The 20,416-nt window shown below is 73.6% G+C and carries 19 protein-coding genes; 7 read left to right on the top strand and 12 right to left on the bottom strand.

What is annotated here, in order from left to right; all coding sequences use genetic code 11:
- Positions 1–67 precede the first annotated feature (67 nt).
- The 5 genes from FDM97_RS15090 to FDM97_RS15065 form a co-directional block, all read right to left on the bottom strand.
- The gene (locus FDM97_RS15090; RefSeq protein WP_137990927.1) at positions 68–2,629 is read right to left on the bottom strand and encodes an ABC transporter permease; all 2,562 of its coding nucleotides are present in this window, start codon (positions 2,627–2,629) and stop codon (positions 68–70) included.
- Positions 2,626–3,399: an ABC transporter ATP-binding protein gene (locus FDM97_RS15085; RefSeq protein WP_137990926.1), complete on the bottom strand. Its 774-nt coding sequence runs from the start codon at positions 3,397–3,399 to the stop codon at positions 2,626–2,628. Before FDM97_RS15085 ends, FDM97_RS15090 begins: the two co-directional genes overlap by 4 nt.
- Positions 3,396–3,677, bottom strand: a complete 282-nt coding sequence (locus FDM97_RS15080; RefSeq protein ID WP_137990925.1) for an SHOCT domain-containing protein — start codon at positions 3,675–3,677, stop codon at positions 3,396–3,398. Before FDM97_RS15080 ends, FDM97_RS15085 begins: the two co-directional genes overlap by 4 nt.
- Before the next feature lie 542 nt (positions 3,678–4,219).
- Complete coding sequence (locus FDM97_RS15070) at positions 4,220–4,984, bottom strand: SAM-dependent methyltransferase (RefSeq protein WP_137990924.1); 765 nt, start codon at positions 4,982–4,984, stop codon at positions 4,220–4,222.
- A gap of 322 nt (positions 4,985–5,306) precedes the next feature.
- Complete coding sequence (locus tag FDM97_RS15065) at positions 5,307–6,533, bottom strand: ROK family protein (protein WP_137990923.1); 1,227 nt, start codon at positions 6,531–6,533, stop codon at positions 5,307–5,309.
- 134 nt (positions 6,534–6,667) lie between these two features.
- On the opposite strand from FDM97_RS15065, the gene FDM97_RS15060 reads away from it, so the two are divergent.
- Positions 6,668–7,885: an MFS transporter gene (locus FDM97_RS15060; RefSeq protein ID WP_137990922.1), complete on the top strand. Its 1,218-nt coding sequence runs from the start codon at positions 6,668–6,670 to the stop codon at positions 7,883–7,885.
- Between the two features lie 124 nt (positions 7,886–8,009).
- On the top strand, positions 8,010–8,774 hold the full coding sequence (locus FDM97_RS15055; protein ID WP_137994832.1) for a maleylpyruvate isomerase family mycothiol-dependent enzyme: 765 nt from the start codon (positions 8,010–8,012) through the stop codon (positions 8,772–8,774).
- Here FDM97_RS15055 and FDM97_RS15050 read toward each other — a convergent pair.
- Positions 8,761–9,186, bottom strand: coding sequence for a MarR family winged helix-turn-helix transcriptional regulator (locus FDM97_RS15050; protein WP_137990921.1), 426 nt, complete (start codon positions 9,184–9,186; stop codon positions 8,761–8,763). The two genes, FDM97_RS15055 and FDM97_RS15050, sit on opposite strands and share 14 nt — an antisense overlap.
- Before the next feature lie 87 nt (positions 9,187–9,273).
- Between FDM97_RS15050 and FDM97_RS15045 the strand changes: the two genes are divergently transcribed.
- Positions 9,274–10,764 carry an MFS transporter gene (locus FDM97_RS15045; RefSeq protein ID WP_137990920.1) on the top strand — a complete coding sequence of 497 codons (1,491 nt, stop codon included), beginning with the start codon at positions 9,274–9,276 and terminating at the stop codon, positions 10,762–10,764.
- Between the two features lie 117 nt (positions 10,765–10,881).
- Here the strand turns inward: FDM97_RS15045 and FDM97_RS15040 are convergent, their stop codons facing one another.
- The 3 genes from FDM97_RS15040 to FDM97_RS15030 form a co-directional block, all read right to left on the bottom strand.
- Entirely contained in the window at positions 10,882–11,547 is a 666-nt protein-coding gene (locus tag FDM97_RS15040) for a response regulator (protein ID WP_137990919.1), read from the bottom strand.
- On the bottom strand, positions 11,544–12,836 hold the full coding sequence (locus FDM97_RS15035; protein WP_137990918.1) for a sensor histidine kinase: 1,293 nt from the start codon (positions 12,834–12,836) through the stop codon (positions 11,544–11,546). Before FDM97_RS15035 ends, FDM97_RS15040 begins: the two co-directional genes overlap by 4 nt.
- Before the next feature lie 104 nt (positions 12,837–12,940).
- Positions 12,941–13,639 carry a TetR/AcrR family transcriptional regulator gene (locus FDM97_RS15030; RefSeq protein ID WP_137990917.1) on the bottom strand — a complete coding sequence of 233 codons (699 nt, stop codon included), beginning with the start codon at positions 13,637–13,639 and terminating at the stop codon, positions 12,941–12,943.
- Between the two features lie 124 nt (positions 13,640–13,763).
- Here FDM97_RS15030 and FDM97_RS15025 point away from each other — a divergent pair, with 124 nt between their 5' ends.
- Positions 13,764–14,225, top strand: coding sequence for a nitroreductase family deazaflavin-dependent oxidoreductase (locus FDM97_RS15025; RefSeq protein WP_137990916.1), 462 nt, complete (start codon positions 13,764–13,766; stop codon positions 14,223–14,225).
- A gap of 57 nt (positions 14,226–14,282) precedes the next feature.
- On the opposite strand, the gene FDM97_RS15020 is transcribed toward FDM97_RS15025, so the two are convergent.
- Positions 14,283–15,662 carry a geranylgeranyl reductase family protein gene (locus FDM97_RS15020; RefSeq protein ID WP_254705597.1) on the bottom strand — a complete coding sequence of 460 codons (1,380 nt, stop codon included), beginning with the start codon at positions 15,660–15,662 and terminating at the stop codon, positions 14,283–14,285.
- 158 nt (positions 15,663–15,820) lie between these two features.
- Here FDM97_RS15020 and FDM97_RS15015 point away from each other — a divergent pair, with 158 nt between their 5' ends.
- Together FDM97_RS15015 and FDM97_RS15010 are read left to right on the top strand one after the other, a co-directional pair.
- Complete coding sequence (locus FDM97_RS15015) at positions 15,821–17,185, top strand: dipeptidase (RefSeq protein WP_137990915.1); 1,365 nt, start codon at positions 15,821–15,823, stop codon at positions 17,183–17,185.
- A gap of 69 nt (positions 17,186–17,254) precedes the next feature.
- Positions 17,255–17,935: an MBL fold metallo-hydrolase gene (locus FDM97_RS15010; RefSeq protein ID WP_137990914.1), complete on the top strand. Its 681-nt coding sequence runs from the start codon at positions 17,255–17,257 to the stop codon at positions 17,933–17,935.
- Between the two features lies 1 nt (position 17,936).
- On the opposite strand, the gene FDM97_RS15005 is transcribed toward FDM97_RS15010, so the two are convergent.
- Positions 17,937–18,980, bottom strand: coding sequence for an NUDIX domain-containing protein (locus FDM97_RS15005; RefSeq protein ID WP_137994830.1), 1,044 nt, complete (start codon positions 18,978–18,980; stop codon positions 17,937–17,939).
- Between the two features lie 204 nt (positions 18,981–19,184).
- On the opposite strand from FDM97_RS15005, the gene FDM97_RS15000 reads away from it, so the two are divergent.
- The gene (locus tag FDM97_RS15000) at positions 19,185–19,364 is read left to right on the top strand and encodes a hypothetical protein (protein WP_137990913.1); all 180 of its coding nucleotides are present in this window, start codon (positions 19,185–19,187) and stop codon (positions 19,362–19,364) included.
- Between the two features lie 23 nt (positions 19,365–19,387).
- Here the strand turns inward: FDM97_RS15000 and FDM97_RS14995 are convergent, their stop codons facing one another.
- Positions 19,388–20,341: an ROK family protein gene (locus FDM97_RS14995; protein WP_137990912.1), complete on the bottom strand. Its 954-nt coding sequence runs from the start codon at positions 20,339–20,341 to the stop codon at positions 19,388–19,390.
- Positions 20,342–20,416: the final 75 nt, after the last annotated feature.

Raw genomic sequence — 20,416 nt, 5'->3', positions numbered from 1 at the left:
GGATCCGATATACCCAATCCGATATCCCGGATCCGGGATCGCCCCGCCGACGCTGCCGACCCGTCCGTCACTCCGTCGCGATCGCTCGCAGGACGTCCAGACGGGCCGCCCTCCGAGCCGGACGCCAGGCGGCCAGGGCGCCCGCCGCGAGGCCGACCAGGGCGACGGCCGCGAGCTGCAACGGCGGTACGGCGAAGGCGAACGCGCTGTCGCTCGCTCCGTCGGACGCCTTGACCAGCACCCAGCCGAGGAAGCCGCCGAGGGCGAGCCCGCCGGCCGTGCCGAAGGCCGCGACCAGGACGGACTCCCAGCGGACCATGGCCTTGAGCTGGGCCCGGGTCTGTCCGACGGCACGCAGCAGGCCGAGTTCACGGGTGCGCTCGTGGACCGCGAGGGTCAGCGTGTTGGCGATGCCGAGCAGGGCGATCAGGACGGCGAGCGCGAGCAGCGCGTAGACCAGCGTGAGCATCATGTCGATGCCGCCCGCCGAGGACGCGGCGTACTCCTCACGGGTCTGCACCTCCGGATTGCCGTACTGCGCGGCGACGTTCTCCACGGCCGCCCGTCCGGCGTCGGCGGAGACGCCGTCCTCGAAGGTCACGGCGACGAGCGTGTCGGAGTCCTGGGCGCGGTGCGGGGCCCATGCCTCGCGGGTGACGACGTAGTCGCCCGCGAGTTCGGACTGCTCGTAGACAGCCTTGACGGTGAAGGTGCGCCGGCTGCCGTCGGTGAAGGCGAGTTCGGTCGTGCTGCCCGGGGTGAGCCCGGACCGGTCCGCCTCCGGGGCCGAGACGGCGATGCCGTCCGTGCCGAGACCGTCCAGCGTTCCCCGGACGTCGCCGAGGTCGAAGGAGCGGGCGAGCGCGGCCGGGTCGGTGACCGTGAGGGCTCGGCCCTCGCCGTCGACCTCCGCGACGCCCTGGCCGAGGCCGACGGCGCTCTCCACCTCGGGCAGCGCCGCCAGCGCCGGGGCCAGCCGCGGGCTGAGCCCACTGCCGCCCGCGCCGAACGCCGGTGTGCTGACGGCCACGTCACCGGCAAACGACCGCGAGACCGTCTGGTCCATCGTCGCCTTCAGCGAGGCGCCGAAGACCGTGAAGAGCGAGACGACGGCGACACCGATCATCAGCGCGGTGGCGGTGGCGGCGGTCCGCTTGGGGCTGCGCAGGGCGTTGCGCCGCGCGAGTCCGCGGTTGGCCCCGCGCAGCGGCCCGCCGAGGATCCGTACCGCGTACGAGGAGGCGACCGGCCCCAGGACGACGAACGCGGCGAGCGCGAGCACCGCGCCTGCGGACGCGAGCCACAGCGACGGCGTCGCGAGGACTCCGGTGAGCACCACGGCGACGGCCGCGATCAGCAGGCCGGACCCGGCCAGGGCGCGGACGCGCGAAGCGCCCGACTCGTCCACGGCGGTCTCCCGCAGCGCGGCGAGCGGAGCGGTACGCCCCGCCTTCACGGCGGGCAGCAGGGCCGAGCCGAGGCAGACCAGGAGCCCGACGGCGAACGGCAGTGCCATCGACAGGCCGCTGATCACCAGGGCGCCCTCGGGGAACGGGAAGCCGATCACCGGGAAGAGCGCCTGGAGTCCGGCCGCCACGCCGATGCCGCCGAGGAGTCCGGCCGCGGAGGCGACGAGGCCGACGGCCACGGCTTCGACGAGCGTCGAGGAGACGACCTGGCGGCGTGAGGCTCCGAGGGCGCGCAGCAGTGCGTTCTCGCGGGTCCGCTGGGCGACCACGATGGCGAAGGTGTTGTGGATCGAGAAGACGGAGACGAGCAGCGCGATCCCGCTGAACACCAGCAGGAAGGTGGTGAAGAGGGTGAGGAACTGCCCGGAGATCATCTCGGTGTTCTCCGCGGCGGACTGCTCACCGGTGATCGCCTCGACGCCCTCGGGGAGTACGGGCGCGAGCGCGTCGACCAGTTCCTGCTGAGACGTGCCGGGCCCGGCGCGCACGAGGATGCCCGCCGCGTCACCGGGCTTCGGCGTCAGGTACTTCTCGGCGTCGGCGCGGGTCATTCCGGTGTACGTGACCTGGGCCATGCCGTCCTCGCCGCCGAAGGTGGCGAGGCCCACGACGGTGACCTTGACCGGGTCGGGGGTGCGCAGGACCGTCGTGTCGCCGACGGCGAGACCGCCCGTCTTCGCCGCGCCACGGTTGACGACGACCTCGCCGGACTGCTGCGGCGCGCGGCCTTCGGCCAGGGCGTACGGGTTGAGTTCCGCGTCCTCGATCCAGTTGCCGGCGAGGGTGGGCGGGCCCTGGCCGCCGACGGGCTTGCCGTCGGCACTGACGAGCTGGCCCGCGCCCTCGATCCGGGGGACGGCCGCGGCGACGCCGGGCACCTTCGCGATCCGGTCGGCGAGGGAGGCCTCGACGGGGCTGCGAGTGCCCTGGCCCTCCCCCTCGACGGTGACCACGCTCGTACTGCGCACGACGGCGTCCGTCCCGCTGGTGGCGTTGCCGAAGAGCGAGTCGAAGCTCGCGCGCAGGGTGTCGCCCATGACGAGGGTGCCGGTCAGGAAGGCGACGCCGAGCAGGATCGCGGTGAAGGTGCCCGCGAAGCGCCGCTTGTGGGCACGCAGGGAGGAGAGGCTGAGCTTCAGGGAGGCGCGCGTGGTGCTCATCGCGGCACCGCCTCACGGGGCACGGCGCCGCCGTCGAATGCCTTCATGCGGTCGAGGACGCGTTCGGCGGTCGGCTCCCCCATGCGGTCGACGAGCCGTCCGTCGGCGAGGAAGACGACCTCGTCCGCGTGTGCGGCGGCGACCGGGTCGTGGGTGACCATGACGACCGTACGGCCGGTCTGCCGGACGGTCCGGCCGAGCAGCCGCAGGACCTCCTCGCCGGAGCGCGAGTCGAGGTTGCCGGTGGGCTCGTCGGCGAAGACGACGTCGGGCGTGCCGGCGAAGGCACGGGCGACGGCGACGCGTTGCTGCTGGCCGCCGGAGAGCTGGCTCGGCCGGTGGTGCAGCCGGTCGCGCAGGCCGACGGTGTCGATCAGCGTGTCCAGCCAGGCCGGGTCCGGTGCGGTTCCGGCGAGGTCGAGCGGCAGGGTGATGTTCTCGGCGACGGTGAGCGTCGGCAGCAGGTTGAACGCCTGGAAGACGAACCCGATCCGCTCGCGGCGCAGCAGGGTCAGCCGCCGGTCGTCGAGGGCGGAGAGGTCGGTGTCGCCGATGAGGGCGGATCCCGAGGTGAGGGTGTCGAGCCCGGCGGCGCAGTGCATGAGCGTGGACTTGCCGGACCCGGAGGGGCCCATGATCGCGGTGAAGCGGCCGGCCGGGAAGTCGACGCTCACCCCGTCCAGGGCTCTGACCTGGGTGTCGCCGACGCCGTAGACCTTGACGGCGTCGACGACGCGGGCGGCGGCCGTGGCTTGGGTGGTGGCGTTCATGCCGCACGCCCCTTGGGTCCGGCGGTGCGGCCGAACTGCTCCTCCAGGACGGTCAGCCGCCTCCAGTACTCGTCCTCGTCGATCTCGCCTGCCGCGAAGCGGTGGCCGAGGAGCGCGATCGGGGACTGCTCGTCGTAGGCCGGGCGGGGGCCGGGGCCGCGCCGGCCGCGCCATCCGGTGCGGCGCAGGACGGTGATCACGGTGACGATCACGGCCGCCCAGACGAGGGGGAAGAACAGGACCCACGGACCGGGGCCCGCGTGGGCGAGTGTGTTCATGGTCTCTCAGCTCCTCGTGCGTGTGTCGGTGCTTCGAGACTCGCGCGCGGAGGGGGGTCCGGTCGTCGTACGGCCAGCGGCTTCGCCCGTACGACGTGGGGAGTACGGCGGGTGGTCCGGGCTGCTCCCGGCCGCCCTGTCCGTCTGTACCTACTGGTACGACCACTCCGCGTATGACGACGTCCGAACGACTGAGGACCCAGCAAGCCGCCGAGGCCGGGCAGGGCACCGGGCACCGGGCACCACCACTTCGCCGGGAAGCGGGATCGACGAGACCCTCGACCGGCTGCGCGGCCGGCTCGGGGAGATCGTCCAGGAGGGCCTGGAGAGCGGGGAGTCGACCGGCCCCCTGCGTCCGGACGAGCCGGCGGCCACGGCGGCGGCGCGGAGCGCGCCGCGCCGCGCCGCAGACTGCCGGTGCCGGAGGCGCTCGCCGGCCACGCACGCGAGGTCCGTGAGGACGGCGTGGCGGCGAGCGCGCTCGCGGTCGATCCCTGGCGCTGGGAGGTGCTGCACCTCCGCGCCGGAACGGGAGTCGCTGGTCAGCCGATCGGAACGAGGGTCAGATAGGTGATGCCGAGGGCGTCGCGGTAGCCGTTCAGCCAGCCGGAGCGCTGGCGGTCGACGCGTGCCCGGGTCTCGGCGGCGAGCGGGTGGTCGGGGTTCGCGGCCAGCCAGACCTCGGTGTCGTGGCGGTAGCCGGACTCGAACTCCTCCCACTCCTCACGGCTCGCCGTCTCGATCCAGGCGGGCCGGAAGCCCGCCTCTATCGCCAGGTCCACGAGCGCTCCGAGGAGGAAGTGCTCCCCGGTGTGCGCGCCGGGCCACATCGCGGCGAGTTCCTCGTCCGTCGGGGTCCGCTGCCAGAAGCCCTCGCCGAGGACGACCCGGCCGCCCGGCTTGACCAGGCGCCGCAGCTCGCGCAGGGCGGCGGCCGGGTCGTGGGGCTGCTCGGGGTCGCACAGGGCCTGGCTGGAGCCGAGGCAGAGGATCGCGTCGACCGGCCCGCGGGTGGTGCCGAGCGCCGACTCCTCCACGAACTCGACGCGCTCGGCGAGCCCGCGCTCCTTGGCCAGATCCCGGCCCCGGGCCAGGTCCTCGGCGTTGATGTCGATGCCGACACCGGTCGCCCCCGGCACGGCCTCCAGAGTGCGCAGCAGCAACTCGCCCCATCCGCACCCGATGTCGAGCACGGTGGCGGGCGAGGACGCGGCGAGCCGCTCGATCATGCGGGTGGCGCGGGCCTCGGAGAGCGGGCCGTGAAAGGTGAGGCTGTTGAGGCGCGGAGGAAGATCAATATCGGTCATGAGGCGGAACGCTAGTGCCATCGGGTCGGCGTTCCCACCCAATTGCGCGAGATGACGCGAGCGGCGCGAGGAGCCGGCCCGCGCGCGGTGCCTGGTCGGGACCACCGCGCCGGGCGCGCCGCGGCGGTCCGATGACACCGGGCCCGCCGCGCACGGACCGCGGCTGGGCGCGGGCTTGGCCGTGTCGAGTCGAGTCGAGTCGAGTCGAGTCATGTCGTGTCGTGCCGCGCCACGCAGTGCCCTGCCGTGCCGGTCTGGCGGTCTGACCGGAGACACACTCCGTCCGCCCCACCCGGTCGACCGGCCGTTGCGCCCGCGCCCGTCAGATCGCCGGTCGGCCGAGGGCGGCCAGCGGGTCGTCGAGGACCGGCTGCCAGGCCAGCTCCGCCGCGCCGACCAGGCTGTTGTGGTCGAGGGTGCAGGCGAGGATCGGGACCCCGCCGCTGCGGCCCCACAGGCTGCGGTCCGCGACGACCGCGCGGAGCCGGTCGGGGTCGGCGTCGAGCAGCTCGCGGTGCAGGCCGCCGAGGATGATCCGGTCGGGGTTGAGGATGTTCACCAGACCCGCGAGGCCCAGCCCCAGACGGTCGATCAGCTCCGCCGTCGCCGCCCGCACCCCCGGGTCGTCGGGGCTCGTACGCAGCAGGTCGCGGGCCTGCTGCAGCAGCGACACCTCCGGCCCAGGGGCGCGTCCCGCCACGGTGAGGAAGGCGAGCGGGTCGGTCTCGACGTCGAGGCAGCCGCGGCTGCCGCAGTGGCAGGGGCGGCCCTCGGGGTTGACCGTGAGGTGCCCGACCTCCAGGGCGAGGCCCGAACTGCCGGTGTGCAGGCGGCCGTCGAGGACGAGGGCGCCGCCGACGCCCCGGTGGCCGGTGGCGACGCAGAGCAGGTCCTTCGCGCCGCGGCCGGCGCCGTGCCGGTGCTCGGCGAGCGCGGCGAGGTTGACGTCGTTGCCGGTGAAGGCGGGGCCCTCGATGCCCGCCGCGCGGACGCGTTCGGCGAAGATCTCCCGTACCGGCGCGCCGGCCGGCCAGGCGAGGTGGAGCGGGTTGAGGGCGGTGCCCTCGGGTTCGGCGACGGCGGACGGCGCCGCGAGCCCCGCCCCCACGCAGCGGCGTCCGCTCTCCTCCAGCAGGGCGGCGCCGGCGTCGACGACGGCGCCGAGGACCTGGGCGGGGTCGGCGGAGACGGTGACGCAGCCGGGCGCGGTGGCCACGATGGTGCCGCCGAGGGCGACGAGCGCGGCGCGGAAGCCGTCGGCGTGGACCTGGGCGGCGAGGGCCACGGGGCCCTTCTCGTCGACGGCGAGGCGGTGCGAGGGGCGGCCCTGGGAGCCGGCGGCGGCGCCGGGGTTGGAGTCGACCCGAATGAGGCCGAGCGCCTCCAGTTCGGCGGCGACGGCTCCGGCGGTGGCGCGGGTGACGCCGAGTTCGGCGGTGAGCACGGCACGGGTCGGCGCGCGGCCCGTGTGCACCAGTTCGAGCGCGGGCCCGAGCGCGCCGCGCCCCCTGTCCAGCCGTGTCTTGGTCGTCGTCGCCTTGCCGTTCATGGGGCCGAGTCTCCCATGATCGGGCGACCGCGCGGTGTGCGCGGGTGCCTGCGCGCGTACCGGACAGCGCGAAGAGCGACCCCCGCCCGGCGGTCAGGTTGAAAACCGTGCCGTGACGCCCCTATCCTGAGTTTGTGCCGCTACTAAACAAAGTACGGACGGCCGTTCCGGGGGGCCCAGGCGGAGACACCGCCCCCTCCCTGTCCCGCCTCCGCTCCGCCCTGACCCTCTTCTTCGCTCTCGACGGTTTCCTCTTCGCCGGCTGGGTCGTCCGGATCCCCGCCGTCAAGCAGCAGACCGGGGCCTCCGCCAGCGACCTCGGGCTCGCGCTGCTCGGCGTGTCGGCCGGCGCCGTGGTGACCATGACCCTGACCGGGCGCCTCTGCCGGCGCTACGGCAGCCACGCCGTCACCGCTGTCACCGCCGTCCTGCTCTCGCTCTCCGTCGCCCTGCCCGCCCTCACCCACTCCCCGCTCTCCCTCGGCCTCGTGCTGCTCCTCTTCGGCGCCGCGTACGGCGGCATCAACGTGGCCATGAACAGCGCCGCCGTCGACCTCGTCGCCGCGCTGCGCCGCCCCGTGATGCCCTCCTTCCACGCCGCGTTCAGCCTCGGCGGGATGCTCGGCGCGGGAGTCGGCGGTCTCGTCGCCGGCAGTCTGTCCCCCGCGACGCATCTCCTGGGTCTGACGGTCGCCGGGCTGCTCCTGACGGCCGCCGCCGGTCCCGTACTGCTCCGGCAGCCCTCCCCCGCCCTGCCGGAGGCGGTCCCCGTCGCCGACCGCCCCCGGGGCAGGGCCGGTTCACGCGGGCTCGTCGTCGTCTTCGGGGTGATCGCCCTCTGCACCGCGTACGGTGAGGGCGCCCTGGCCGACTGGGGCGCGCTGCACCTGGAGCAGGATCTGCACGCGCACCCGGGCGTCGCCGCCGCCGGCTACTCTCTCTTCGCGCTCACGATGACGGCGGGCCGGCTCTCCGGCACCGCGCTGCTCGAACGGCTCGGCCAGACCCGCACCCTCGTGGCGGGCGGGACGACGGCGGCCGCCGGCATGCTGCTCGGTGCGCTCGCCCCGAGCGTCTGGGCCGCGCTGCTCGGCTTCGCGGTGACCGGTCTCGGCCTGGCCAACATCTTCCCCGTCGCGGTGGCCCGCGCGGGCGCGCTCGCCGGACCCAGCGGGGTCGCCGCCGCCTCCACGCTCGGCTACGGCGGCATGCTGCTCGGCCCGCCGTCCATCGGGTTCCTCGCCGACTGGTTCTCGCTGCCCGTCGCCCTGACCACCGTCGCCGTCCTCGCCGCGGGCGCCGCCGTGATCGGGTACGCGGCCCGCAACGCCCAGGTCTCCAGGGCGGGCTGAGCAGCCCGTACGCAGGCGGCCTGCCCGGCCGCTCGGCGACTGAGCTCGGCCGGCCGATCCCTCCGCAGACCTGAATTCGCCCCGCCCCGCGCCCGCCCCTGGCAGAATCCACCGCATGGGGATCATGAAGGTGGACGAGCACATCGAGGCCCTCGAGAGCGCCGGGCGCGGCCTGTTCGAGGCCGCGGCCGCGGCGGGCACGGACGCCGAGGTGGCGACCTGCCCGGGCTGGCGGGTGCGGGATCTGCTGCGGCACACGACGATGGTCCACCGCTGGGCGACGGCCTTCGTCGCTGAGGGATACACCTCCCCCCACCCCGACGGCGGCGAGCCGGATCTCGACGGCGAGGAGCTTCTCGCCCACTTCCGCGAGGGGCACGCCGCGCTCGTCGCCGCCCTGCGCGCGGCGCCCGAGTCCCTGGAGTGCTGGACGTTCCTGCCCGCCCCCTCCCCGCGTGCCTTCTGGGCGCGCCGGCAGGCGCACGAGACGACAGTGCATCGCGCGGACGCCGAGTCCGCCCTCGCGTCGGGACGCCCCGGCCCGGTGGCCCCCGCGGTCGCCGTGGACGGGATCGAGGAGCTGTTGCGCGCCTTCCACAGCCGCGATCGCAGCCGGGTGCGCACGCCGGAGCCGCGGACCCTGCGCGTACGGGCGACGGACACCGGTGACGTATGGACCGTACGGCTGTCACAGGAGGCGCCGCGCACGGAGCGCGGCGACGCGGGTGCGGCGGGTGCGGCGGGTGCGGCGGACTGCGAACTGAGCGGCCCTGCCGATCAGCTCTATCTGACGCTCTGGAACCGGCTGCCCGAAGGCGCGGTCTCCGTGACGGGTGACGCGTCGCTCGCCCGGCTGTGGCGGGAGAAGTCGGCGATCACCTGGTCGTAGCCGGACCCGGCGCGTCCTCCGCCAGCATGCGGGTCAGCACCGCGCGCTGGATGGGCAGCACCTCCGCGTACCGCGCGCGACCCTCGTCGGTGAGCTCGACCCGTACGCCCCGCCGGTCCTCCGGACACATGCCGCGCGCGACGAGGCCCTCCTTCTCCAGGCGGGCGATGAGCCGGGACAGCGCGCTCTGGCTCAGATGCACGCGGCCGGCCAGCTCCTGGACGCGGTAGGACTTCCCGCCGTCCGCCGGCGTCCCCTCGGCGAGGACGTCGAGCACCTCGAAGTCGCTGGCGCCGAGTCCGTGCGGATGCAGCTCCCGGTCGAGCTCGCACACCGTGCGGGCGTGCAACGCGAGGACGTCCCGCCACTCCTGTACGAGCGCACGTTCGGACTTGTTCGCAGACCCTGCCATGACCGCACGTTAGCAGAGAACTCCCACTTTGTTGCATCGGAATTAAATGCTCTTGCATCCAATGCATGTGCATGTACTGTGCTGCGCATGACCTCTCCGCTCACCGCTTCCCCGGCACAGGAACGCTGGAGCCCCCGCCTCTGGGGCACGCTGCTGGTCCTCTGCGCCGCGATGTTCCTCGACGCGCTCGACGTCTCCATGGTCGGCGTCGCCCTGCCGTCGATCGCCACCGACCTCGGCCTGTCCACCGCCACGCTCCAGTGGATCGTCAGCGGCTACATCCTGGGCTACGGCGGGCTGCTGCTCCTCGGCGGCCGCGCGGCCGACCTCCTCGGCCGCCGCCGGGTCTTCCTGATCGCCCTCGCCGTCTTCGCCCTCGCCTCGCTGCTCGGCGGGCTCGTCGACTCGGGCCCCCTGCTCATCGCGAGCCGCTTCGTCAAGGGCCTCAGCGCCGCGTTCACCGCCCCCGCCGGTCTGTCGATCATCACGACGACCTTCAAGGAGGGCCCGCAGCGCAACCGGGCCCTGTCCATCTACACCACCTGCGCCGCGACCGGATTCTCCATGGGCCTGGTCCTCTCCGGTCTGCTCACCGAGCTGAGCTGGCGCTGGACCATGCTGCTGCCCGCGCCCGTCGCCCTCATCGCCCTGGTCTTCGCGCTCCGGCTGATCCCGCACAGCGCCCGCGAGAAGACGGCGGGCGGCTACGACCTGCCGGGTGCCGTGACCGGCACGGCCGCGATGCTGCTGCTCGTCTTCACCGTCGTCCAGGCCCCCGAGGCCGGCTGGGCCTCCGCCCGTACGCTGCTGTCCTTCCTGGCCACCGCCGCGCTCCTGGCCGCCTTCGTGGGGATCGAACGGCGCAGCGCGAGCCCGCTCGTACGGCTCGGGGTGCTGCGTTCCGGCTCCCAGGTGCGGGCACAGCTCGGCGCGGCCGCGTTCTTCGGCTCGTACGTCGCCTTCCAGTTCATCGTGACCCAGTACATGCAGTCACTGCTCGGCTGGTCGGCCCTGCAGACGGCGCTGGCGTTCCTGCCGGCCGGTGTGCTCGTGGCGCTCTCCTCCACCAGGATCGGCGCGGTCGTGGACCGCTACGGAACACCGCGCGTTATCGCGACCGGCTTCACGCTCCTCGTCGTCGCCTACGCGCTCTTCCTGCGGATCTCGCTCGTCCCGCAGTACGCGGCCGTCATCCTGCCCTCGATGCTGCTGCTCGGCGCCGCGTGCGCCCTGGTCTTCCCCTCGCTCAACATCCAGGCCACCAACGGCGTGGACGACCACGAGCAGGGCATGGTCTCGGGGCTCCTCAACACCTCGATCCAGGTGGGCGGCGCCGTCTTCCTCGCCGTGGTCACGGCGGTCATCACGGCCGGCGGAGGCGAGGGCGGCTCCCCGCAGGAGGTCCTGGACGGCTTCCGGCCGGGCCTGACGGTCGTCACGGTCATCGCCCTGGCGGGTCTCCTGATCACACTTCCCGGGCTCCGCGCCCGCCGGCAGCGGGGATCCCTGGTGGTGGCCGGCTCCGCCACCTCCGTCGAGGGGACGCCCGCTCCGGATCGCGTCGCCGTCCGCGACTGAGACACGGAGATACGCCGATACGGAGATACGGGCGTACGGGTCCGGGTGCGACCGGAGAGCGGCCGCACCCGGACCCGTACGCCATACGCCCATACGCCCGTACGCCCGTACGCGTCGTCAGCCCAGCCAGCCCGGGCGCACCAGGCCCGACTCGTAGGCGAGCACGACCAGTTGGGCGCGGTCCCGGGCGCCCAGCTTCACCATCGTGCGGCTCACATGGGTCTTGGCGGTCAACGGGCTGACGACCAGGCGCCGGGCGATCTCCTCGTTCGACAGGCCGATGCCGACCAGGGCCATCACCTCCCGCTCCCGCTCGGTGAGTTCGTCGAGACCGGACACGGCGGCCGGGGGCTTCGACCGGGCCGCGAACTCCTCGATGAGCCGCCGCGTCACCCCGGGCGAGAGCAGCGCGTCGCCGTGGACGACGGCGCGCACGGCCCTCAGCAGTTCCTCGGGTTCGGTGTCCTTGACGAGGAAGCCGGAGGCGCCGGAGCGGATCGCCTCGAAGACGTACTCGTCGAGCTCGAACGTGGTCAGCATGACCACCTTCACCCCGTCGAGCTCCGGGTCCCCGGTGATCCTGCGGGTGGCGGCGAGGCCGTCGAGGAGAGGCATCCGGATGTCCATCAGGACGACGTCCGGGCGCAGTTCGCGCGCCTTCGCCGCCGCCTCCTCGCCGTCGGCGGCCTCCCCCGCCACCTCGATGTCCGGCTGGGCGTCCAGGAGTGCGCGGAAGCCGGCCCGTACCAGTGACTGGTCGTCGGCGAGCAGGACACGGATCACGGAGTCTCCTTCGGGCGGACGGGGAGGACGGCACGCACCCGGAAGCCGCCGTCCGGGCGGGGGCCCGCCTCGATCGTGCCACCGAGGGCGGCGGCCCGCTCCCGCATTCCGGCGAGTCCGTTGCCGCTGCCGCCCGCGTCGCCGCCGGTCGCGGGTCCCTCGTCGTCGATACGGAGCTCCACGCTGCCGGGCCGGTACGCGACCACGACCCGCGCGGTGCGGGACCCGGAGTGGCGCACCACGTTGGTCAGCGCCTCCTGGACGATCCGGAAGGCTGCGAGGTCGGTGCCGGGCGGCAGCGCCACGCGCTCCCCCTCGGTCGAGGTGTGTACGGTCAGCCCCGCGGACGCCGCCTGGTCGACCAGCTCCGGGAGCCGGTCGAGTCCGGGCGCCGGGGCGCGGGGGGCCTCGCCCAAAAAGGAAGGGTCTGCGCGGAGCGCATCGCTGGAAGGGTGGTGGCGGGAGACGGGTGGGCGCAGGGTGTCGAGCACCTGGCGGACCTCTCCCAACGCCTCCTTGCTCGCCGCCTTGATGGTGGTCAGCGCGGTGCGGGCCTGTTCCGGGTCGGTGTCGAGCAGGGCGAGACCGACCCCTGCCTGGACGTTGATGACGGAGATCGAGTGGGCGAGGACGTCGTGCAGCTCGCGGGCGATCCGCAGCCGCTCCTCGTCGGCCCTGCGTCGCTCGGCAGCGGCGCGTTCGGCGCGCTGCTGCGCCCACTGCTCGCGGCGTACCCGCACCAGTTCGGAGGCGGCGAGGATCGCGACGACGAAGGTGGCGACGGGGATCTCCTGCCCCCAGGGGGCGGCGGAGTCGCCGTCCGGGGGCAGGTGGGGGTAGAGCCAGTGGGCGAACAGCAGATGGCCGGCCCAGAGCAGCCCGAGCGCCCACCAGGCGGATCGCCGGTGGCCGTGCACGATCGCCGCGTAACAGGCGACGGCGACGATGAGGAAGACCGGGCCGTACGGGTAACCGGCGCCGAAGTAGGCCAGGGTGACGGCCGCGGTGGCGAAGACCACGGGGACCGGGTGGCGGTGGCGCAGCAGGAGCAGCGCGGAGCCGAGGAGCAGCAGCGAGCGGCCGAGCGCGTCCAGCGACTCCCGGTCCTGCTGGTTCCTCGCCGCGAAACCGGAGCCCACCATCACGAAGACGGCGAGGAGGAGGGTGGATCGCCAGGGCAGTCCGGCATCGGGCTCGCGGTCGGCCCACTGCCGCAGCCAGGGCGGTCCGCCCTGCGCGCCGCGCGCCCAGGGCGGAGCGCCGTGACCGTGTCCGCGCTGTTCGTCCATGCCCGCCACGCTAGACGCAGACCGGTCCGGCGGGCGTCAGCCGGACGTGGTGATCACGTGTACTCCCGCTGGAGTACACGGTCCGGCGCCTGCGCAGGCCGGGGCTACGCGCGGGACAACAGGCCGACCTCCTGGCCCAGTCGGGCGGCGGCCGCGGTGAAGAACGCTTCGCGTTCCTCCACGATCCGGTTGAACTGGCCGAACACCTCGAAGGAGACGAGCCCGAAGAGCTGTGCCCAGGCCGCGACCAGGGCGGCGGCGAGTGCGGGCGGCAGGTCGGGGGCGAAGTCGGCGGCCATGCGCTCGGCTTCGGGGCGCAGCTCCGCGGGGAGCGGTGGCGGGGCGATGCCGTCGGTGGTGAAGGCGTCACGGGCGATGCCGATGAGCACAAGTCCGACGCGGGAGGCCGGGCCGACGGTGTCCTGCGGGGCGGAGTAGCCGGGGACCGGGGAGCCGTAGATCAGGGCGTACTCGTGGGGGTGCGCGACGGCCCAGGAGCGGACGGCGCGGCAGACGGCGGTCCAGCGGGCGAGGTGGTCCGGGGTTCCGGCGGCAGCGGCGAGGGCCTGCTCGGCCGCGGCCCCGACGGCGTCGTACGCGTCGACGATGAGCGCGGTGAGGAGCTCGTCACGGCTGGGGAAGTAGCGGTAGAGCGCGGAGGAGACCATGCCGACCTCGCGGGCGACGGCGCGCAGGGAGAGCTTGGCGGCCCCTTCGGCGGCGAGCTGTCTACGGGCCTCGTCCTTGATGGCGGCGGTGATCTCGATGCGGGCGCGGGCCCGGGCTCCCTGAACGCTGGTCATGGAGAGCAGTCTGCCATGTTTCGGAGCACTGCACTGAAACGAGAGCACCGCTCTTGCTTTGGCGCACCGATCCGTGCACACTGTTCTCAAGCGAGAGCAGTGCTCACACTTTCTGGAGGATGCGATGTCCGCTCAGCCCGCAGCCCACGTCATGAAGCCCGGCTGGTTCACGGTCAACGTGCTGAACCGGGCCGTCGCGTGGATGACCCGCCGTGGCATCAGCGTCTGGGGCTCCCGCGTACTCGCGGTCCGCGGCCGCAAGAGCGGCGAATGGCGCCGCACCCCCGTCAACCTGATGACGGTGGACGGCGCCCAGTACCTGGTGGCCCCGCGCGGCCATGTCCAGTGGACCCACAACATGCGCGCGGCCGGCGGCGGCGAGCTGCATCTCGGCAAGCACGTGGAGACGTTCACCGCCGTCGAACTGTCCGACGACGAGAAGCCCGCCCTGCTGCGCGCCTACCTCAAGCGATGGAAGGCGGAGGTCGGCGTGTTCTTCGGTGGGGTGGGCCCCGACTCCTCGGACGCCGAACTGCGGGCGATCGCCCCCAAGCACCCCGTCTTCCGGATCACCATCACCGGGTGACGCCGGGCGGGCCCGAAGCCGGCCCCGAAGCCGGCCCCTGAGCCCGCCCGCGCCGCGTCACGAGGCCTCGGCGGCAGCCCCGGCGGAAGGCTCGGTCCCGGCCTCGCCCGGTCCGGACGAGGAGGTCGAGGCGGACGCGGCGGACGAGGAAGCCGAGCCGGCCGACTCCGTGACGCCCCGGCGCGCCGTGCCGCCGGTCGCCTGCATCCGGCGGTCCAGGACGTCGAGCGCCCGCCGCGCCACCCCACTCGAACGGACCAGGCCCGCCAGCGTGGTCGAGCCCCGGGTGATGTCCGTGAACGCGTTCCAGGCCGGACGCAGACCGGTGATCGTCGCGTGCAGCAGCCCCGGACGGCGCTCGAACAGCGCGAGCATCCGGCGCCCGACCGCCATCTCCACACCCAGGCCCGCCTTGATGGCGAAGGCGTAGTTCAGCGCCTGACGGCGCGCGTCGACGGCGTCGTTCGCCTCGGCGATCCGTACCGCCCACTCCCCCGCAAGCCGGCCCGACCGCAGGGCGAAGGAGATGCCCTCCCGGGTCCAGGGCTCCAGGAGCCCCGCCGCGTCGCCGCACACCAGCACGCGGCCGCGCGACAGCGGCGAGTCGTCGCTCCGACAGCGCGTCAGGTGCCCGGACGAGACCGCCGGCTCGAAGCCCGCGAGCCCGAGGCGGGCGACGAAGTCCTCCAGATAGCGCTTGGTGGCCGCGCCCTCGCCGCGCGCCGAGATGACGCCGACCGTGAGCGTGTCGCCCTTGGGGAAGACCCAGCCGTAGCTGCCGGGCATCGGGCCCCAGTCGATCAGGACCCGGCCCTTCCAGTCCTCGGCCACCGACGGCGGAACCGGGATCTCCGCTTCGAGGCCGAGGTCCACCTGGTCGAGCTTCACCCCGACATGGGCTCCTATCCGGCCCGCGCTGCCGTCGGCTCCGACGACCGCCCTGGCCAGGACCGTCTCGCCGTCCGCCAGGACGACGGCGACGGTGCGCCGGTCCGGCACGGCCGGGCCGTGCTGCTCGACCCGGGAGACGGTGACGCCGGTGCGGAGCTCGGCGCCCGCCTTCTGCGCCTGCTCGACGAGACCGGCGTCGAACTCGGGCCGGTTGATGAGCCCGAAGAGCATCCGGCGCGAACGGCGCGTACGGGCGAAGCGGCCGTTCAGGGAGAAGGTGACGGCGTGCACCCGGTCCTGCAACGGCAGTTCGAAGCCGGGCGGCAGCGCGTCCCGCGAGGGGCCGATGATGCCGCCGCCACAGGTCTTGTACCGGGGCAGTTCGGCCTTCTCCAGGAGCAGCACCCGGCGGCCCGCGACCGCGGCCGCGTACGCCGCCGACGCACCCGCCGGGCCTGCCCCGACCACGACCACGTCCCAGACGGTCGCGGCGTCCTGCGTCTCTCCCGCGCGTACCTCTTCGGCGTCTGCGTTCTCGCTGCTCACGATGTGCTTCTGCTCCTGATCCGACCGATGGTCCAAGCTCTTCGGGCATCCTACGGCGCGGCTCGTGGGGCTCCCCGCCGTAGGATCGGCAATACGTTCGCCGTACAACCGACATACGGCAACGTCCTTACAACGTCGCACCCACCAGGAGCGTGCCCATGACCGCCAATCCGATCGCCGAGACCGTCGCCGGCCTGATGCCCCGCGCCAAGGCGGAGCTCACGGAGCTCGTGGCCTTCGAGTCGGTGGCGGACGAGGCCGTGGCCCCGCGGAGCGAGTGCGAGGGGGCCGCGAACTGGGTGGCCGACGCGCTGCGATCCGAGGGCTTCCAGGAGGTGGCGCTGCTCGACACCCCGGACGGTTCGCAGTCGGTGTACGGCGTGCTGCCCGGTCCGGCCGGCGCGCCGACCGTTCTGCTCTACGCCCACTACGACGTGCAGCCGAAGCTGGACGAGTCGGCGTGGGTCACCCCGCCGTTCGAGCTGACGGAGCGGGACGGGCGCTGGTACGGGCGCGGTGCGGCCGACTGCAAGGGCGGCTTCATCATGCACCTGCTCGCGCTGCGCGCCCTGAAGGCGAACGGCGGAGTGCCCGTCACGGTCAAGATGATCGTGGAGGGTTCCGAGGAGCAGGGCACGGGCGGCCTGGAGCGGTACGCCGAGGCCCACCCCGAGCTGCTCACCGCCGACGCGATCGTGATCGGCGACACCGGCAACTTCCGCCTCGGGCTGCCGACCGTCACCGCCACCCTGCGCGGGATGACGATGATCCGCGTCCAGATCGACACCCTCGAAGGCAATCTGCACTCCGGCATGTTCGGCGGCGCCGCGCCGGACGCGCTGGCCGCCCTGATCCGGGTCCTGGACTCGCTGCGCGCGGCGGACGGTTCGACGGTCATCGACGGTCTGCCGGCGGACGCGGTGTGGGAGGGCCTTCAGTACCCGGAGGAGGACTTCCGTCAGGACGCGAAGGTCCTGGACGGCGTCGGCCTGCCGGGCAACGGCACGGTGGCCGACCGTATCTGGGCCCGTCCGGCCGTGACCGTCATCGGCATCGACTGCCACCCCGTGGCCGGCGCGACCCCGTCGATCCCGTCGACGGCCCGCGCGCAGATCAGCCTGCGGGTGCCGCCGGGCCAGGACGCGACCGAGGCGACGAAGCTGCTGTACGCGCACATCGAGAAGCACACGCCGTGGAACGCGCGGGTCTCCTTCGAACAGGTCGGCCAGGGCCAGGCGTTCAGCGCGGACGTGTCCAGCCCGGCGTACACCTCGATGGCGGAGGCGATGCGGATCGCGTACCCGGGCCAGGAGATGCAGAGCTCGGGCATGGGCGGCTCGATCCCGCTGTGCAACACGCTCGCCGCGCTCTACCCGGAGGCGGAGATCCTGCTGATCGGGCTGAGCGAGCCGGAGGCCCAGATCCACGCGGTGAACGAGTCGGTCTCGCCGGAGGAGCTGGAGCGCCTGGCGGTGGCCGAGGCGCACTTCCTGCTCAACTACGCCCGCTCGAAGCAGGGTTGAGCGTTCGGCGAAGCTCGCCGAGAGCGTAGAACCATACGGCGGACCTGGGCGGATGCGTAGGTTCGCCGTATGGAACTCACTCGGATCGCGCCGCGACTGCACATGCTGCGTTTCTCCGTCGGCCAGGCATATCTGTGGCGGGACGACGAGGAGTTGACCCTGATCGACGCCGGCTGGGTGGGCGCGGCGGACGAGATCGAGACGGCGATACGGGGAGCGGGCCTGGACCCCCGGGCCCTGCGCCGTATCGTGCTCACCCACTGCCACCGCGACCATGTCGGCTCGGCCCAGGAGCTCGCCGACCGGTTCGGCGCCCAGATCCTGGCCCATCGCCTCGACGCCCCGGTGATCCGGGGCGAGGCCCCGGTCCCCGAACCCGTCCTGCTCGACTGGGAGATCCCCCTGTACGAGCACGGTCTGACCGTGCCCGAAGCGCCGCCGACCCGCGTCGACCTGGAGGTGGAGGACGGGGACGCGCTGGGCTTCGGGGACGGGGCGGTGGCGGTGCACACCCCGGGACACACCCCCGGCTCCCTCGCCGTCCATCTCCCCGGGCACGGCGTCCTGTTCACCGGCGACACGGTGGCGACGGTGCAGGGGGTGACCTTCGGCGTGTTCCATGTGGACCGCGAGCGCGCCCTGGAGTCGATGCGGCGCCTGGCGGCGTTGAAGCCGTCGGTCCTGTGCTGCGGGCACGGGGCCCCGGTGACGGCGGACACGGCACGGCAACTGGCGGAAGCGGTGGGCTGATTCAGCCGACCGGCACGCCGGCCTCCAGGTTGAGCACGGTGCCGCGTTCCCGGGCGCGCAGGGCCCAGCGGAGGCGGCGGTAGCGGACCGGGGGCAGCAGTTCGGCGGCCTCCTCCTCGGTGACGAAGCGCCAGCCGCGGAGTTCGGCGCCGGGCAGGAGAAGCCGGTCCGCGTCGGCGGCCGGCAGCCGGCCCCCGTCGAAGAGGAGGCGCAGGCCGCCGTAGCCCGGCGGCTGCGGGCTTTCCCAGTCGACGAGCAACAGGCGTGGTACGGAGTCGAGTTCGAGCCCTATCTCCTCGGCGACCTCGCGCATCCCGGCGCGGGCGGGCGGCTCGCCGGGTTCGACGACACCACCCGGGAACTCCCAGCCGGGCTTGTAGGTGGGGTCGACGAGGAGGAAACGGTCCTGCTCGTCGAAGAGCAGGACGCCGGCCGCGAGCGTCTCGCCGGTGGGCTCGGGGGTCTGGACGATGCCGCAGGGGGCGGCCGTGCCGGAGGCGACCGCCTCGGCGACGGCCGCGGCGGCCTGGGCGGGGGTGAGTGCGGAGGTGTCGACGATGTGGGCGTCGGCGGTCAGCCAGTCGTGCAGGGCGGCGCGGTAGGGCTCGATGTGGTCGAGCGACCACTGGCGGACGCGCTCCAGTGCCTCGGGGTCCGAGTCGTCGGGTGTACGGCCCCGGATCCGCGCGCGCAGGATCGTTTCATCCGGGGCGAGCAGCACGTGCCGCACTTGAATGCGCCGGGCGGCGAGTGCCCCGAAGATCTCGTCCCGGTACTCCTGCCGCAGCAGGGTCATGGGGACCACGAGCACGCCGCCGACCTCGGCGAGCAGCGCGGCGGCGGCGTCCACGACCAGTCGGCGCCAGATCGGCAGATCCTGGTAGTCGTCGACCTCGTCGAGCCGCTTCTGCGGCAGCAGCCAGTTCATCGCGCCGCCGATGATCTCGGGGTCGTACAGCGTGCTGTTCGGGATCAGGTCGACCAGCTCGCGCGCGGTGATGGACTTCCCCGCGCCGAACGCACCGTTGACCCAGACGATCACGATTCCCCCTCTTCGGTAGCCCTCAGTGGCTTGCCCGCAACACCCTGCCACGGAAACCCCCGGGGGGAACCGGAGAGGTCCGGGCGGGCGTGGGAGAGGGCGGGTGGACGATTGTGAGACGCCTCACTCCACGAACGGGCGTGCGGACCGGTGCGTAACACTTCGGGACGGACCGTCGTTGGACCGGCGAGGCAAGGGGGTGCGGAGATGAGCCGTACGGTATTGGAGAGGTTTCCCGCGGGAGGCCCACGGGGCAGCTGGCCCGCCGAGGAGTTCGCGCGTGCCCGCCGGGACGAGGGACTCCCGGCGGAGGTGGTCATGGACCTGGACTCCGACGCGTTCCTGGTGATCGTGCAGCAGCGGACACCGGAGCCGGTCGGAGGCTGACCGCGCGGGAGGGTGACGGGCCGTCAGTCCCGGGTGCGCGAGGCCGTGGCCGCGGCCGCCGCCGCGCCGAGGAGGCCGGCATCCGTGCCGGTCAGTGCCGGTACGACGACGAGGTCACGGACGAACGACAGCGTGGCGTACGCGCCCAGGCTGCGCCGGAGCGGTTCGAACAGCACGTCTCCCGCGCCCGCCACGCCCCCGCCCACGACGGCGATGTCGATCTCGACCAGGGTCGCGGTGGCGGCGATGCCGGCCGCGAGCGCCTGCGCGGCGCGCTCGAAGGAGGCCACGGCGACCGGGTCCCCCGCGCGGGCCGCCGCGGCGACCGCCGCGGCCGACGTGTCGCCGTCGGGGCCCGGCCGCCAGCCGTTCTCCAGGGCGCGGCGGGCGATGTGGGGGCCGCTGGCGATGCGCTCGACACAGCCGCGCCCGCCGCAGGCGCACAGCTCGCCGTCCAGGTCCACGCTGATGTGGCCGATGTGCCCGGCGTTGCCGGTGGGACCGGGGTGCACCCGCCCGTCGAGCACCAGGCCTCCGCCCACGCCGGTGGAGACGACCAGGCACAGCGCGTTGTCGTGGCCGCGCGCCGCGCCCTGCCAGTGTTCGGCGGCCGTCATGGCGACACCGTCCCCGACCAGGGTGACCGGCCGTCCGCCGGTCACCCGGTGGACCCGCTCGACCAGCGGGAAGTCGCGCCATCCGGGCACGTTGACCGGGCTGACCGTGCCCGCGGAGGCGTCCACCGGTCCCGCGCTTCCGATGCCGACCGCGTGCGCCGACTCCCACAGCGCAGAGGCCGCCAGGTCCGCGAGCACCGCCTCGACCGTCCGCATCACCGTCTCGCCGTCCTCCCGCGCGGGAGTGGGCCGCTGCGCCCGTACGAGAAGGCCGCCGTCGCCGTCCACCAGCGCACCGGCGATCTTGGTCCCACCGATGTCCAGGGCGACGACGAGACCGGCGGCGAGGTCGGTATGCATGGGCGCGGAGTCTCCAGAAGGGCGGCCGAGGGCGATGAAAGGTGGGACGTACAGTCTCCCCCGCTCTGACAACGT

This window comes from Streptomyces vilmorinianum, assembly GCF_005517195.1.
Classification (GTDB): domain Bacteria; phylum Actinomycetota; class Actinomycetes; order Streptomycetales; family Streptomycetaceae; genus Streptomyces; species Streptomyces vilmorinianum.
The sequence above is the reverse complement of the archived record's forward strand: the minus strand, read 5'-3'. Positions and strand labels throughout refer to the sequence as shown.